This is a genomic window from Clostridium sp. BL-8 (assembly GCF_002006495.1).
Classification (GTDB): Bacteria; Bacillota; Clostridia; order Clostridiales; family Clostridiaceae; genus Clostridium.
Genome location: NZ_LZZL01000107.1, coordinates 1 through 15,615, shown reverse-complemented (window position 1 = coordinate 15,615; position 15,615 = coordinate 1). Strand labels below are relative to the sequence as shown.

The following is a 15,615-nucleotide window of genomic DNA, read 5'->3' as shown; positions in this document are numbered from 1 at the left end:
TGCTATGATGGAAAATAGGCTGGCAAATGGACTTGTTATTTATTTGATTGTGCCTTATAGTAATGAAGATAAAAATATAGGTAACTTTTAGCTATGTTTTTAATTATTTTATTACAATGAAATGGGAAAGTATTAGAAAGTACTTTCCCTCTTTACTATATTAAAAATGGTTTTGTATATTTATTTCGTGTATTTATTTACTAGATCCATAAATTCGAGTTTATTGGCTTGTAAATAATTATTAAAGTTAGTGTTTTTTTCATCTAAAATTAAAGCAAGCTCATATAAAAATTCTGGAATTTCGCGTGCAAGGATATCACCATAAACAATCCCAAGCCTTGCATTATTATCTTCAAAAGACCCATTTATATGAAGTTCAAAAGCATCTTCAATAGTATCATTCACTTTTTTACGTTTTCCTGTGAATCCAATTGCTCCAACTTCATGAACACCACAAGAATTTGGACATCCTGAAAAATGAAGTCTTGGGAGTACATCTTTTTTAAAGCCTTTGTCTTTAAAATGATTTATTACTTCATTTAAGGTTTTTTGGCTTTCTAAAATTCCAACTTGGCATATTGGAACTCCAATGCAGGAAACACTTTGTTCAAGAGCAGTCTCACCACCAAGACCTTGTGTTATTTTTAATAGTTTTTCGGCTTCACTGCCATCTAAATTTCTAAAATAAATTCCTTCTGTCATAGTGAGTCTTATTTCTAAGTCCTCAATGGATTTTAATTCATCTAAGATTTTTCTTAACTCTTTGATATAAATTTGTCCTCCAATTGGATGGAAATAAACGCTATATAAACCAGGTTGATTTTGTTCATATAGTCTTTGGTGTTTAAAATCTATCTCTTTTCCGTTTTTAATGTATTTTTTTGGTATAATGTTTAAATCTAAATTGTCCTTACTTATCACTTCTTCTAAATGCTTTTTATAAGTTTGGATAAATATATCTTTACCCATTCTTTCAACAATATATCTTATACGAGCTTTATTTCTGTTCTCATAATCACCTTCAGCTATGAACAAATTAGTTATAGCTTCAACGTGATATAAGATTTTACTTGGTTCTATAAGCTCATCGTATTCAACACCAATTTTAGGATCTCTTCCAAGGCCACCGCCAAGATAAACTTTAAAGTATTCCTTATTATCATTAACAATTGCTAGGAACCCTAAATCAGCGATATTACAATGTCCAAGATCTTCAGTGCTACTTGAAAAAGATACCTTGAGCTTTCTTGGTAATTTATATGAAGTTATTTTACTTAAAAAGTGTTTGTTTACAGCTAAAGCATATTGAGTAACATCAAAAGCTTCTAATCTATCAACTCCAGAAAGTGGAGATAAAGCAACGTTTCTTGGAAAATTCCCGCCGCCTCCCCTAGAATATATGTCATTTTCTATTCCAGCTTTCATTATGCTGCAAACTTTATCTATTGATAAATTATGATATTGAACAGCTTCCCTTGTAGTTAAATGGATTTTATCAAGTTCATGTTTTTCTGCTGTATCACATAACCAACTCATTTGAGAGATGTTTGTTATTCCTGAAGGTATTCTAAGTCTTATCATGAACTCTTTTTTGCTACGTTCAGAATATACACCCATTCCACCAGAAACCTTTTTGAAGTCGTTAGCTGAAACTTCGCCTTGTAAAAATTTATTGCCTAATTCTCTGAATTCTTCAATTTCGTCTAATAATTGTTGCTTTAAATTACTCAACAGTATTCCTCCTATTAGTGATATTTTTATTTGTAACATATTATATCATAAGTTTTATAGGAATAGTAAGATATAAAAGTTTTTAATTAGATTTTGTTGTTTATTATAACCTAATAATTGAAATATTATATTTGCAATGAATTTCTAAATCAATTTTTAATGGATAACATTTTAAATATGTAGAGTATTCAAAACAGAAAAATAAAGCTATGATATAATTAATATAAAACTTATGGAGGAAATATATATGAAGGAACTGTTAACCATATATGATGAAAATTTAAAAGAAATTGGTTCTATGTCAAGAGATGAGATTCATAAAAGAGGATTAAAACATAAAGTTGTCCATTGTTGGATAATAGAAAAAGAAGTTAATGATGTATTTATCTATTTTCAGCAAAGATCTTATAGTAAATCAGATTTCCCAGGTATGTATGATATTGCTTGTGCAGGGCACATTGATGCTGGAGAAGAAGCAGAAAATGCAATGTTACGTGAATTAAAAGAAGAAGTTGGATTAAAAATAAATAAAGGTGACTTAAAATATATAGGAAGAAAGTTTGAAACTTTCCAAAAGGATTGTTTCAAAGATGATGAAATATGTGAAATGTATCTTTTGGAAGTAAATAATAGTAACATTTTTATTTTGGGAGAGGAAGTTGAAGATGTAGTAAAAGTATCGCTTAATGAATATAGAAAATGGATTAATGGCGAAATAGAATTATTGAATTCACAATCCATCATTCATGAAAAGAACACTAAAATCCAAAATGAAAATATATGTCCGCATATAAAGGAATATAATGAGCAATTATTTATGTCTATATAAATTAAATAAATGTGAAAACTGCACATTGTGAATATCTTTAATTGATATCATGTGCAGTTTATATTTTGATTAAAAGTAATTTTGATCAAGTATTCTGCTATAAGAATTAAGTGTATCCATACAATTGCTATATTAACTCTCTGATGTTATAATTGTCACAATACTTTCATATAAAAACAAATAATGAAAGAGGGGGTACTATATGGAAAATAAAAATTCAAGAACAGTAAAGTTGATGCAGACTGGACTGCTTGCAGCATTATGCTTCGTATCATTTACTTTTCTTCAAATTAAAATCCCAGTACCAGGCGGAAGTGCAACATCATTTCACGTTGGAAATGCTTTTTGCGTGTTGGCAGCGTTACTTCTTGGCGGATGGTATGGTGGGTTAGCTGGGGCTATAGGAATGACTATCTCGGATCTACTTGATCCTGTATATGCAATAGGTGCACCAAAAACGTTTATATTAAAATTGTGCATTGGTTTAATAACAGGACTAGTTGCACATAGGTATGCTAAAATAGATAAAAGCAATGATAAGAAATATATATTGAAGTGGAGTACTATTGCTGCAATTTGTGGATTGGGTTTTAATATTTTTTCGGATCCTACATTAGGATACTTTTATCAGCAATATGTTATTGGACAACCACAGAAAGTAGCAGATGTTTTGGCAAAATTAAGCGTTGTTACTACTTCTGTTAATGCAGTATTATCTGTAATATTAGCAAGCATCATCTATAATGGTTTAAGACCAATTTTAAAAAGATCAGGTTTATTATTACCTGTGGGAAAAAATTAATTAGAACTAATAAATAGTTGTTAAAGAATTTAAAATATAAATTGCAGAAGCAAAAAAATCCATCAAAATAATTATTGATTTTGATGGTTTTCTTTGTTTGTGAAAAGATAGGTTAGGCCCTGATAATATATTTATAGATAGTTAATAGAATTAGATTCTATCATTTTATGCAACTTGGTAAAGCGGTAATTAGAAAGCTAATGGTATAAAGTATATATAATTTCATAAACTAAATCTATATATTTTGATTTAATTTATTAAATAGAAATTTACTCTTTGATATACAATTTTATAAAAGCAATGTTCGTGTTTATACGAATGTTAGAAAAAAAACCTAGCTTTTTCTTGATTTTTTTCAATATATAAGCTAAAATTACGTAGTAATATGAACTATTAAATAAAAAAAACGAATAATATTCACTTGTATAAATTCAACGATAAGGGTTGAATGTTTCTACCAAGCTACCGTAAATTGCTATAGGGCTATAAGTGTCTACTAAAAAATTATATCAAGGAGAGATGAGTATGAATTATGATTTAATAATAGTAGGTGCTGGACCAGCTGGAATATTTACAGCGTATGAATTAAAGAAGCAGAAGCCGCAAGCTAAGATTCTTTTGATTGAATCTGGAAAAAGCATTGATAAGAGGCATTGTCCAAAGGATAAAACTAAAAAGTGTGTATCTTGCAAGCCTTATTGTCATATCACCACAGGATTTTCTGGAGCAGGAGCATTTTCAGATGGAAAGTTATCATTAAGTCATGAAGTTGGTGGAGATTTACCAGAACTTGCAGGTGTTGACTTAGTACAAGAATACATAGATTATACAGATTCAATATACTTAAGCTTCGGTGCGGATACTAAAGTTGAAGGTGTAGGGAATAATGAAGCAATTAAAGAAATAAGAAGAAAAGCCATTCAAGGTGGTTTAAAACTAGTAGATTGTCCAATAAGACATTTAGGGACTGAAAAAGCTCAAGAAATATATTTAAAAATTCAAAATCACTTATTGGATGCTGGAGTGGAAATTAAATTTGATACTACAGTTAAAAATCTTTTAATAGAGAACAATGAAATATATGGAGTTTTAATATCAGATTCCTTAACTAGAAGTAAGGATGAGGAAGTCTTTTCTAATAAAGTTGTGGTTGCAACAGGAAGAAAGGGTGCTGACTGGTTAAAGGAAATGTGCGTTGAACATGATATAAAGCATAGCGCAGGACCAGTTGATATTGGAGTTAGAGTAGAACTTAGAAATGAAGTTATGGAAAGCGTAAATAATGTACTTTATGAATCTAAGCTTATAGGACATCCAGCACCATTTAAAGATAAGGTTAGAACTTTCTGTCAAAATCCGGGAGGCTTTGTCAGCCAAGAAAATTACGATAATAACTTAGCTATAGTTAATGGTCATTCTTATAAGGATAAAAAGTCTGACAATACCAATCTTGCAATATTGAGTTCACATAATTTTTCAGCACCATTTAATGAACCTATCGAATATGGTCAAAAGGTTGCAGAACTTGTTAATATGCTTGGAAATGGAAAAATATTAGTTCAACGATATGGCGATATATTAGATGGTAAAAGAACTTGGGAAAAAGAATTATATGAATCAAATGTTAGACATACTTTGCCAGATGCAGAAGCAGGGGATTTAACATCTGCAATACCATATAGAACTATGACAAATATTCTAAAGTTTATTGAAGCTATGGATATAGTAGTTCCAGGTTTTGCGAGCAGAGAAACGTTATTATATGGTCCAGAGATTAAATTTTATAGCAATAGAATTAATTTAGACAAAAATTTTGAGACAAATATAAAAGGCCTGCATTGTCTAGGAGATTCAAGTGGTTGGACACGAGGCTTGATGATGGCCTCAGCCATGGGTGTAATCATGGGAGAAAAGCTTTCAAATATTGAATAATACTGGGTTTAAACTATTTTTGAAATTTATATATTAATGTTTTGTGATAACATACATTATAAAAACACTGACTCTATTTTTTGAAATGGAGAAGGTGTTTTTTGTTATTTAAAGATATTTTAAACGAATTTATTTATGAATTGAAATTAAGAAATTATAGTAATAAAACTATTAATTCTTATATATCCGATATGAATTTATTTTTTAAGTTCGTAAAAGAAAAATATACAATAACACAATTAGAGGAATTAACTTTAATAATAATGAAAACATTTTAGTTGTAAAAGAATAAATAAAAAAAGAATGACTTATTTAGGGGAATAAGTCATTCTTTTTTTGATAAGGGTAAATAATAATGCTTTAATTACTTTATGCTTTAAGTATATAAGATTATTGTGACAGTATTATGTCAATTATATTAACTCAATATAAACTATTAGTAAATTAAATACAAAATAAAAAGGATAACCATTTAATAGTTATCCTGAATACTGTGTTATATATATTATTATTATTATTATTTTAGGGGAAATAATAATGCTTTAACTGTCATTATAGTTTTATTATATTACTGGTTTGTGACAGGATTATGTCAAATATATTAACTCAATATAAATTATAAATAAATATAAATAAAAGATAGAACGAGCCACTCGGTAGATAATAACAATTGTACATGCTATAATTAAATTATTAAAATACAAGATTTTGAAAGACAGAGGATTAAGTTTATGGAAATAAAAAATCAAATTCCAATATTTAAAATATTGGCAATATTATGTTCGGGATTATTAGGGTATATAGCGGGTTTGTTTGTATACAGTTAAATATAAATATTATTATTGATAATAGACTAAGGAACTATAAAAATTTCTTAGTCTTATTTTTTATAACAATTAACCTAAAATGGTTATCCTACAATGTAAGACGTAATAAGCAATTGAGTAAACAAATTGAACAGTTGAATATTGCCTAAAGCATCAATAGTAAATAATTCCGGAAATGCTGTAGGAGACACATATATTATTTTTGCGGTACACTACGGTGATTATACATGTCTATTGTGTATGCAAACTGGATATACAAGAATTGCATACAAGTCTTTAACTAACAGCTAGTACAAATGATAGTACTGAAGAAATTTCAAATTTTACTGATTCAATTAAGTTGCACAAATAGCCATATAAGGTAGATTCGGATAAAAATGTTTAGTTCGTTTTTATTTTTCATAATCAATAATTTTAAATTTATTGATTTTTTTGCATTAATGTAATAATATATACATACAAAGACATAAAATTATACAAAAATATAAAAAATGTGGAAACGGTGAAAAATTCTCTCTATATGGGCACTTTGAGAATTTGGAGTTAATAGTGCAACCGACCAATTTAAGCTAATATTTTTTGATTAGTTTAAGTTGTTTTTTTTTGTTCATATTATGAAAATGGTTTTATATTAAAAAATTAATTATTAGATTTAGTATGGAATTTATATTATAAAATAAAAAAGAGAGGTTGAAAAATATGAATGAAAAGCAAAAAAATATATTAGTAGTTGAGGATAATTCAAGTGTTAGAAAGTTTATAAGGCTTATTTTAGAAAAGGCAAATTATAATGTATATGAAACCTGCGATGGCGAAGAAGGCACTGAGATATATAAAAAATTAGGTAACATTGATTTGGTGATTACGGATATATATATGCCAAAAAAAACTGGATTGGAACTTGTAGTAGAACTAAGAGAAGAAAATAAAGACATAAAAGTAATTGTCCTTTCAGATGGTGGGGAGAATAATTTTTCTAATGAATTACGTGTTTGCGAAGCATTAGGTGCTACTTATTTTATAAAAAAAGACATGATTATTGATGAGCTAACTAAACTAGTAAATAAAATACTTTCAGAATAATATATAATTATGAATATAAACATATTGAAGAACTTAGTTATAAAAGAGTGTAAGCTTTGCTGGATTCTTTTTATCTTTTAAAATAATAATTATTATTAGTATATATTGAATATTTAGTAATAATGTGTTATTATATAAACAAACATAATAATACTAATAGATATTCCCAAGTCTATTAGAAAACATCTATATTTACAAAATAAGAGTAGTAGAGAGGAATCTTTGTTGCTCTTATTTTTTTGTTTAAATTTTATGTTGAAATATATGAATTAATATGCTCTACAATATAATAAAACATTGTATGATGATAACATACAAATAAGAAAAAAATAGAGTGAGTTTAATATATAAATAGTTCTTAAACGCTGTATTTTCTATAACATTCATTTATAAGATATAAAATTTCTATATTGGTTAATACAAGAGTAAAAAATATAGAAATATGCAGAATTAAAGAATCTTATATATAAGAAAATAGAATGTGTTGATACATGATAAGCACCCTAAAGAAAGATATGTAGGTATATCTCCGTATTTAAAAAAGAGATTATTAAATATAAAAGAATTAGATAGGACCATATTAAAAATAAGAATGTAAAAGATGGCTACTACTTTTTATCGTAGTGTTAAAAATGCTTTCAGACTGCTATATAAATAGAGACGTAAATAAAGCCAATGCTAGTTAAAGTAAAGTAGTTATTCTAAAAGTTAGTTAAAATTAGCTTTTGGAAGTTTTGAATGATAAACTTCATGCATTATCTTATGATATATAACAATGTGCTTGTCTAAGTTTTGAGAAATAATAATAACAAATTTATTATTAGGTAAAAGAAAATTTAACATTTTATTTAGAATAGATTTTCTTAAAAATATTCTAAATTTTAACTGAAACAATTTTAACTTAATCATAATAACACCTCTTTTTACTAATTTATACATATAGTTATTATAAACTACATGAAACGATTTTTCAAAATAAACTATAATGCAAATTATGACATGTATTTACAATTTTATGCTGGAATATAATAATATGTATAGTAAATACCTCTTACTAATTATGTAAGTTTACCATGTTATTGTTACAGTTATGTTACAACAATATGGTAAAATTGTATTTTACTAAGTAAAAAAATTCGCTGAAATATAAAAAAGTATAATAATTAATGAATGTACATAAAATATGCTTAAGTAATATTTGGAGGTAGAATTATGGATGAAGAAATAATAATTCAACACATTCAAGTTTTATGTGATGAAAATAAATTGTTATATTCAAATAATAAGATAGTTGTAGCACCAGATTTTGAAATAGAAATTCGTATAAATTTAAGTCGACAAAGTATCCATTTTCAGGAGTATATTGATGATAGTGGCTTTAATAGCTGCGTTATAAATTATACTATAAATAGAATGTATAGGTGTTATTATTTGGATAAATACAAAGATTTTAGTGAATTAGGAAATGCCATAGAATATTATATTAAAATAGTATTAGAAAATTATAAGAAAGCATTTAAAAGCTAACAAGAAAAGAAGTGTGTTTAATTTTATATGTTAATGAAATAAAGATAGACTGAGTATTTTGTGAGAGTCTATCTTTATTTTAGTAATAGAAGTTATTTAATATTAATCATATAAGCCAGCGTTTATTAGTCTTTTTCTAATTTTAGGCCCTATCAAGGAAGAGATTAATATTTTTATTATATCTCCAGGAATAAAAGGGATAACACCAGCAGAGAAAGCTGTATTAAAAGGAATCTTTGCAACATATGCTAGCCAGGCAGTACCAAATAAGTATGTAACTATGGTACCTAATGTCATTCCTATAAAGCACATATAGATTTTATCTGAAAATCTATCAATAAATAAGCCGCTTATAAATGCCATAAAAATAAATCCGATCAAATAACCACCTGTTGGTCCAGCTAGCTTAGCAAATCCGCCAGAAAATCCTGAAAATACTGGAAGCCCTATAACACCTATTAAAAGATAAACTATGTAGCTAATAGTTCCTTTTTTTTGCCCTAATGAATATATTGCAATATAAATTACCAAATTAGTCAATGAAATTGGTACTAGTCCAATTGGTAGTGAAAGTGGTCCTAAGACGCAAGTGACGGCTGTCATTACAGCAATTAAAGTCAATTGACGAGTGCTCATTTTATTAATATTTTCCATAATTTCAGTCTCCTTATAATTTTGTATTAAATGTTATTTTATTTTTCAATGTTAAAGCCAAGGTCTGTTAGCATAATTTTATCTTGGTATGTATTATTCCCTACTGTAGTTAACATATCTCCAGTAATTGTTGCATTAGCACCGGAACAGAAAATTCTTTTGCCGCCATCTTTGAAATAGCTTCTTCCAGCAGCCATACGAATATATGATGTCGGATTTAAGTAACGAAAAATTGCTATTGTACGTAAAATATCTTCTATAGAAATTCTTTTTACAGTTTCTAAAGGAGTGCCTTTTATAGGCATTAATACGTTAATTGGTATAGATACAACATTAAGTTCGTATAAGCTCACTGCCATGTCAATTCTGTCTTCCCAAGTTTCACCCATTCCTATTATTCCACCAGAGCAAACTTTAAATCCAGCTTTTTGAGCTAGTTTAATTTCTCTTATCTTATCCTCATATGAATGTGTAGTACAGATATTCTGAAAATTTCTTTTTGAAGTTTCAATGTTTGAATGATACATTGTGACTCCGGCTTCTTTTAAACGAATAAATTCATCTTCTGATAGAAAGCCATGTGAAGCACATAAGTTTATTGAGCATTCTTCGCTCATTCTTTTATAAGCTTGTACAGCTTTATCAAAATCTGCACCATTTAAAGCTCTTCCTGCTGTTACGATAGAGTAACGATGAACACCATTCGCTTCATTTCGTTTGCAATCTTCTATAATTACGTCTTGATCTAAGAAGCCATACTCTTTAATTTCAGTATTATGGTGAGCAGATTGAGCACAAAATTTACAGTTTTCACTGCATCCACCGCTGCGCCCATTAATTATGGTACAAAGATCAACTTTATCACCACATAATTTTTTACGAATTTTATCTGCTCCCATGCATAGTTCTTCTAAGTCAGTAGTTAGCAAGAAGTCTAAGTCATCATTTCTGTTTAGGCGTCTGCCGTTTATAATTTCTTTGGTTAGTTCTATCATATTTATTCACTCCCTAACTAATTTCCCAAATGAATTTAAATTAAGTATAGTATTTGATCGATATATTGTCAACTATGTTTTTTGACATGGTTAACAATTGTTGTGGAATTATGTGCAGAGCAAAGAATAAAAAGTAAGTTAAATATTGAAAAATATAAATCAAAATGTGTTGACCATAATGGTCAATGATGCTATAATCCTCTTAAATCATATGATTAACAAATTTTTATTATTTTGTTTTGAGAGAAGGTAGAAGTATGCTTTCAAAGTTTTTAAATTTAAATCCAGAAAAACAAAGTCGTATTTTAAATGCAGCCATGAAAGAATTTGCTGCAAAAGGTTATGAAAATGCATCTACAAATGAAATTGTTAAAGAAGCTGAAATATCAAAGGGATTGTTATTTCACTATTTCAATAACAAGAAACAATTATTTTTATTTTTATATGATTACTGCATAGATATTAATATGAACGAATTTTATAAAAAAATTGACTTGAAGGAAAGAGATTTTTTTGCAAGATTACGTCAGACTCAGTGTATTAAAATGGAGTTATTAAATAAATACCCTGAAATGTTTAAATTCATTGAGGCTGCAAATATGGAAAATAGTGAAATAAAAAATGATTTAGATAATATTAATAAAGAAGAATTGGAAAATGCATCAAGAAGAATATTTGAAGAAATTGATATTTCTAAGTTTAAAGATGATATAGATATAAATAAGGCTATAAATATTATCATGTGGACTTTTCAAGGATTTAACAATAAAGTACTGAGAGAAGCGAAGGTTTCAGATTTAAAGCAAATTGAATATAACAAAGCTTTTGATGAAGCAGATATTTATATAGAAATGCTTAAAAACTGTTTTTATAAGTGAAACTAAGGATGAAAAGGGAGGAACCAATATGATAGATATGGTTAAAAGCTTTAAAGAACTAACTCCAGAACTTCAATTACTAGCAGGCGGAAAAGGAAGTATGCTTTCTAAAATGTTTCAAAGTGGATATCCTGTGCCAGCTGGATTTGTAGTTTTACCATCAGCTTTTAAAGAAAATAAGCTTGATGACACTGCTTGGAATGAAATCAAATCTAATTTAGAGAAAATTAGGAAAGATAATGAAGGAGCATTATTTGCTGTAAGGTCATCTGCATTAAGTGAGGATTCAGCTCAGGCTTCTTTTGCAGGGGAATTTGAAACAGTTTTAAATGTAAAAACTGATGAAGATGTTCAAGAAGCTATATATGAAGTTTTCAAATCAAGAGAATCAGAAAGAGTTAAGGCATATAGTTCTGTTCAAGGGATGGAACAATCTCACCAGATTGCAGTAGTAATCCAACTCATGGTTCAGTCAGAGATTTCAGGGGTGTTGTTTACTGCTGATCCTATTACAGGGAGTCATGAGTATATGAATGGTAATTTTGTTTTTGGATTAGGAGAACAGCTTGTTTCGGGAGAAGCCAATGCATATCACTTTAAAATAAAAAGACCTAAAAAAGATTATGATGGACCAGATGAATTTAAGAAATATGCTTCAGAATTATACAAGTATGCATCAAAGCTTCAAAAAGAATATGGTATGCATCAAGATATTGAATGGGCGGTAGAAAAAGAAAAATTATATATACTTCAAGCAAGGCCTATTACAACCTTAATAACAGGCAATCCAGATACCTATGAATGGAATGATACTCTAAATGGAGACTTCTTATGGACAAATACCAATGTAGGTGAAGCCATGTCAGATGTTTTTACACCGTTAAGCTGGTCTATAATAAGGGCATTAGATGAAGAACAGATGACTATTCCTGGATATTATTTATTTTCTGGTAATATTTACGGAAGGGCATATACAAATATAAGCTATGCATTATCTTTATATCCAGCAATAGGTAAGGATATAGAGCCATTACTAAAAATAATGAGTGAAGTATTTGGCCAAATGCCTAAAGAAGCAAATATCCCAATTTACCCTTTTTCAAAAATAGATTTAATAAAGGGAATGGCACCAAGGTTAAAACATCGTTTGGAGAATATCGTTAAAGCTTCTAGAGAAACTTCAGAGCATCTAAAAAAATCTCCTGAGTGGTGTATGCAGATTACTAGAAGGCTTGAGGAAGTTAAGACAAAAGAAGAATTAATAGATCTATGGGAAAATGAAGTTCTACCTTTTAATTTTAAAGCATTATGGGTTGCGCTTGCAGGTGGGCGTAAAATGGTTCTCGCTAATAAGCTTAAAGATGAACTTACAAATTTAGTAGGAACTGAAGATACAAATACATTAATGTCTAACTTTAGAGGAGATTCTGATCTCGAAAGTTTAGGTCCAATTGTGGGTATATCAAAGATAATAAACGGAGAAATGAGTTATGAAGAATATAAGATGAAATATGGACATCGTGGACCGCATGAATTTGAATTATCTATACCTCATCCAGGAGAAGATGAATCTTGGATTGAGAAACAAATTGAGGAATTTAAAAAATCAAACACTGATGTAGCAGGAATGCTTAAAAAACAACAAAATCAATATGAAGAATCCATTAAGAGATTGGAAAAAGGTTTTCCTAAAGAGGCAAGGAATATTAAGGAGAAAATAGTAAAAGTTGCACAAGCGGCTAGGCTTAGAGAATCTGTACGTTCAGAATGGACTAGAGTCTTTAGAGTTAACCGCGCTTTTGCTCTTAAAGCTGGTGAACTTACTGATATTTTGGATGATGTATTTTTTCTTTATATTAATGAAGTTTTGGATCTGCTTCGGAATAATAATTCAGCACTAAGCCATATTGAAATCAGAAAAGAAAATTATAATAAATATAAGAAACTTCCGGCTCTACCATCAATCATACGTGGAAGATTTGATGCTTTTAAATGGGCAGAAGATCCTAATAGAAGAGTAGATTATTATGATGCAACCGTTCCTATTACTATATCTGACTCAGAAATTCTTAAAGGCTTTGCTGGAGCAGCAGGGAGGGTAGAGGGAACTGTACATCTTTTGATAAATCCTGAAGAGGGTGAAAAACTTAAAAAAGGCGAAATTTTAGTTGCATCAACAACAAATGTTGGATGGACCCCTCTTTTCCCAAAGGCTTCGGCTATAATTACTGATATTGGAGCACCATTATCTCATGCTGCAATAGTAGCCAGAGAGCTTGGAATTCCAGCTGTTGTGGGATGTGGAAATGCAACTGCAAGACTCAAAACAGGAGATAGAGTTGTAGTTGATGGTGGACATGGAATTGTACAAATTTTAAAATAGAGATTAATGATATTACCCTCTGTATAAGAAAGCTACTTATACAGAGGGTAACATATTGCAATTTGTTATATAATTAAACAGTAGTTTTTAAATTAAGGATTTCATGAACACCATTTTTATATCCACCAGCATCTCTTAAAGACTCACCAATTTTTTTGCTGTTTATTTTAAAATCACTATTAGAAAGAACTTTAGTTACTGAATCGTTTAGTATTTCAGGGGTGATTTCATTTTTATCAAGAACAATTCCAGCACCAAGTTCAGCAACTCTATTAGCTACAAAGGGCTGATCCACAGATTGAGGAATAAGGATAAGTGGGATATCGTAATATAAACCTTCATTTGTACTATTCATACCCCCATGAGTAATAAATACATCAGAATGTTTTAATATTTCAAGTTGTGGTACATAATTACGGACAATAAAGTTTGATGGAATATAGCTTAAGCTAGTAATATCAGTAGTTTTACCCACAGACATAACAACTTTGACATCCATATTACTAAAAGCTTTAAAGCAATTTTCGTAAAAATCTATAGAATTATTGAATATTGTTCCTAAGGAGATATAAACAATCTTTTGATTGTCATTTTTTAAGTCGATATTAATGTCCTCGTTCCTACTAATTATAGATGGACCAATAAATTTATAGCTCTCATCAAAGTTATCTCCATAAGGCTGAAAATACCTAGAAGTGTATACGAGGTTAATCATACCTCTTTTGGTGAATCTATTGGAGAAATCAGGGAAGTTAATATTATATTTTTCCTTTAGTTCACTTATAAAGTTTTTATAAGTTGAGCTATTTAAAATTTCCTTCATTTTGGGTTTGAAACCTTGAAATCTACGTTTAAGTTCATCAGAAAGTGGTGAGTTGAATACATTTTCTATTAGTTCTTTATTTATTGCAAATGTGGTGGTTGAAGTAATTGTAGGAATATTTAGTGCTTTTCCTATTTCCTCACCTAAAATGAATGACGAATCGTAAATTACATAATCATATTTTTCATTTGAATTAAAAACAACTTCAACTATTTCTTTAAATGTGTTTAAAGCGTTTAATAAGCCTTCATTGCTTTCTAAATCTAATCCACAATTAATAAAATTTGATACGTTAAATGAATTTCTATGACCAATAAATTTAGCACCTGTTTTCTCAATCTTATCTCTAAACTCTTCACCAGCTATATATGTAACATGTTCTCCGCTATTGATTAATTCTTTTACTATACCTATAGTTGGGTTAATATGTCCATGACCTAACATATTTATAAACAATGCTGTTGACACTTCTATCACTCCTTCACTTGGGTACAATCAAATAAATAACAAGTTCATTTGCCTTAAACATATTTAATTGCCATATGAATAAATCTATTATCTTTTAATATTTTGATACAAAAAGTTTATAATATGTGTTGTATATTTTAGAGAAGTTGGATTTCACTAATAAGAAAATATAATTTTAAAATTAATGTAATTATAAGTATCTTGTATTAAAACAAATAATTTAAACAAAAAAATAAAGCCAATACCTTAAAAGTATTGACTAAATCTTTCTAAACATTATATCCAAAATACCGGTACTCTAATTTTGACGCCTATCTCTCGATAGGTGGGTGCCCTCACAGATGATTCAATCGCCTTCAATGCCATATAAAAGGACTCACAAGAAAGTACATTTCTTCATCTAAATATTGAACTCCCAAAATGTAAATGTAGGTTCAAAATAAGAGCTTAACGAATATCCCAGAAATAATAACCAAAATCATCTACAAAGTAGCTGTTTTCTTGATGTGAGATTATAATAACATATTTAAAATTTTCATGCAAGCAATAATTTTATAGAAATTTAAACCAAAGGAATCAGCATGTAGATAACTATTGAGGTTTAAGGCACAATCAAAAAAATAACAGGCCAGTATGCTTGCCTATTTTGTGTCATACTGCGTCAGCAAATTTTACTAATAGAC

At 28.7% G+C, this 15,615-nt stretch carries 11 protein-coding genes, 1 other RNA gene and 2 riboswitches; of the genes, 7 read left to right on the top strand and 5 right to left on the bottom strand.

What is annotated here, in order from left to right:
- Positions 1-180 precede the first annotated feature (180 nt).
- The gene (locus tag CLOBL_RS23970; RefSeq protein ID WP_077861317.1) at positions 181-1,731 is read right to left on the bottom strand and encodes a nitrite/sulfite reductase; all 1,551 of its coding nucleotides are present in this window, start codon (positions 1,729-1,731) and stop codon (positions 181-183) included.
- A 247-nt stretch (positions 1,732-1,978) separates the two neighbouring features.
- Here CLOBL_RS23970 and CLOBL_RS23965 point away from each other — a divergent pair, with 247 nt between their 5' ends.
- The 5 genes from CLOBL_RS23965 (at position 1,979) to CLOBL_RS23940 (ending at position 8,731) form a co-directional block, all read left to right on the top strand.
- A complete protein-coding gene (locus tag CLOBL_RS23965) occupies positions 1,979-2,560 on the top strand; it encodes an NUDIX domain-containing protein (protein ID WP_077861316.1) in 582 nt (193 codons plus the stop codon).
- 202 nt (positions 2,561-2,762) lie between these two features.
- Positions 2,763-3,362 (top strand): ECF transporter S component, encoded by a 600-nt coding sequence (locus CLOBL_RS23960; RefSeq protein ID WP_009171304.1) that lies wholly within the window; start codon positions 2,763-2,765, stop codon positions 3,360-3,362.
- A 401-nt stretch (positions 3,363-3,763) separates the two neighbouring features.
- Positions 3,764-3,868, top strand: a riboswitch (purine riboswitch).
- A 19-nt stretch (positions 3,869-3,887) separates the two neighbouring features.
- On the top strand, positions 3,888-5,294 hold the full coding sequence (locus CLOBL_RS23955) for an FAD-dependent protein (RefSeq protein ID WP_077861318.1): 1,407 nt from the start codon (positions 3,888-3,890) through the stop codon (positions 5,292-5,294).
- A gap of 1,313 nt (positions 5,295-6,607) precedes the next feature.
- A riboswitch (cyclic di-GMP riboswitch) is annotated at positions 6,608-6,691 on the top strand.
- Positions 6,692-6,820: 129 nt separating this feature from the next.
- Complete coding sequence (locus CLOBL_RS23950; RefSeq protein ID WP_009171300.1) at positions 6,821-7,204, top strand: response regulator; 384 nt, start codon at positions 6,821-6,823, stop codon at positions 7,202-7,204.
- Between the two features lie 1,212 nt (positions 7,205-8,416).
- The gene (locus CLOBL_RS23940; protein ID WP_077861315.1) at positions 8,417-8,731 is read left to right on the top strand and encodes a hypothetical protein; all 315 of its coding nucleotides are present in this window, start codon (positions 8,417-8,419) and stop codon (positions 8,729-8,731) included.
- Positions 8,732-8,833: 102 nt separating this feature from the next.
- On the opposite strand, the gene CLOBL_RS23935 is transcribed toward CLOBL_RS23940, so the two are convergent.
- Positions 8,834-9,385: a biotin transporter BioY gene (locus CLOBL_RS23935; RefSeq protein ID WP_077861314.1), complete on the bottom strand. Its 552-nt coding sequence runs from the start codon at positions 9,383-9,385 to the stop codon at positions 8,834-8,836.
- A 38-nt stretch (positions 9,386-9,423) separates the two neighbouring features.
- The gene (gene bioB / locus CLOBL_RS23930) at positions 9,424-10,380 is read right to left on the bottom strand and encodes a biotin synthase BioB (protein ID WP_077861313.1); all 957 of its coding nucleotides are present in this window, start codon (positions 10,378-10,380) and stop codon (positions 9,424-9,426) included.
- A 257-nt stretch (positions 10,381-10,637) separates the two neighbouring features.
- Here bioB and CLOBL_RS23925 point away from each other — a divergent pair, with 257 nt between their 5' ends.
- Both CLOBL_RS23925 and CLOBL_RS23920 read left to right on the top strand, forming a co-directional pair.
- Entirely contained in the window at positions 10,638-11,258 is a 621-nt protein-coding gene (locus tag CLOBL_RS23925) for a TetR/AcrR family transcriptional regulator (protein WP_077861312.1), read from the top strand.
- A gap of 28 nt (positions 11,259-11,286) precedes the next feature.
- On the top strand, positions 11,287-13,641 hold the full coding sequence (locus CLOBL_RS23920; RefSeq protein WP_077861311.1) for a PEP/pyruvate-binding domain-containing protein: 2,355 nt from the start codon (positions 11,287-11,289) through the stop codon (positions 13,639-13,641).
- Positions 13,642-13,714: 73 nt separating this feature from the next.
- On the opposite strand, the gene CLOBL_RS23915 is transcribed toward CLOBL_RS23920, so the two are convergent.
- Both CLOBL_RS23915 and ssrS read right to left on the bottom strand, forming a co-directional pair.
- Positions 13,715-14,932, bottom strand: a complete 1,218-nt coding sequence (locus tag CLOBL_RS23915) for a macrolide family glycosyltransferase (protein WP_077861310.1) — start codon at positions 14,930-14,932, stop codon at positions 13,715-13,717.
- Positions 14,933-15,207: 275 nt separating this feature from the next.
- A non-coding RNA gene (ssrS, locus tag CLOBL_RS23910) (6S RNA) lies at positions 15,208-15,401 on the bottom strand.
- Between the last annotated feature and the right edge of the window lie 214 nt (positions 15,402-15,615).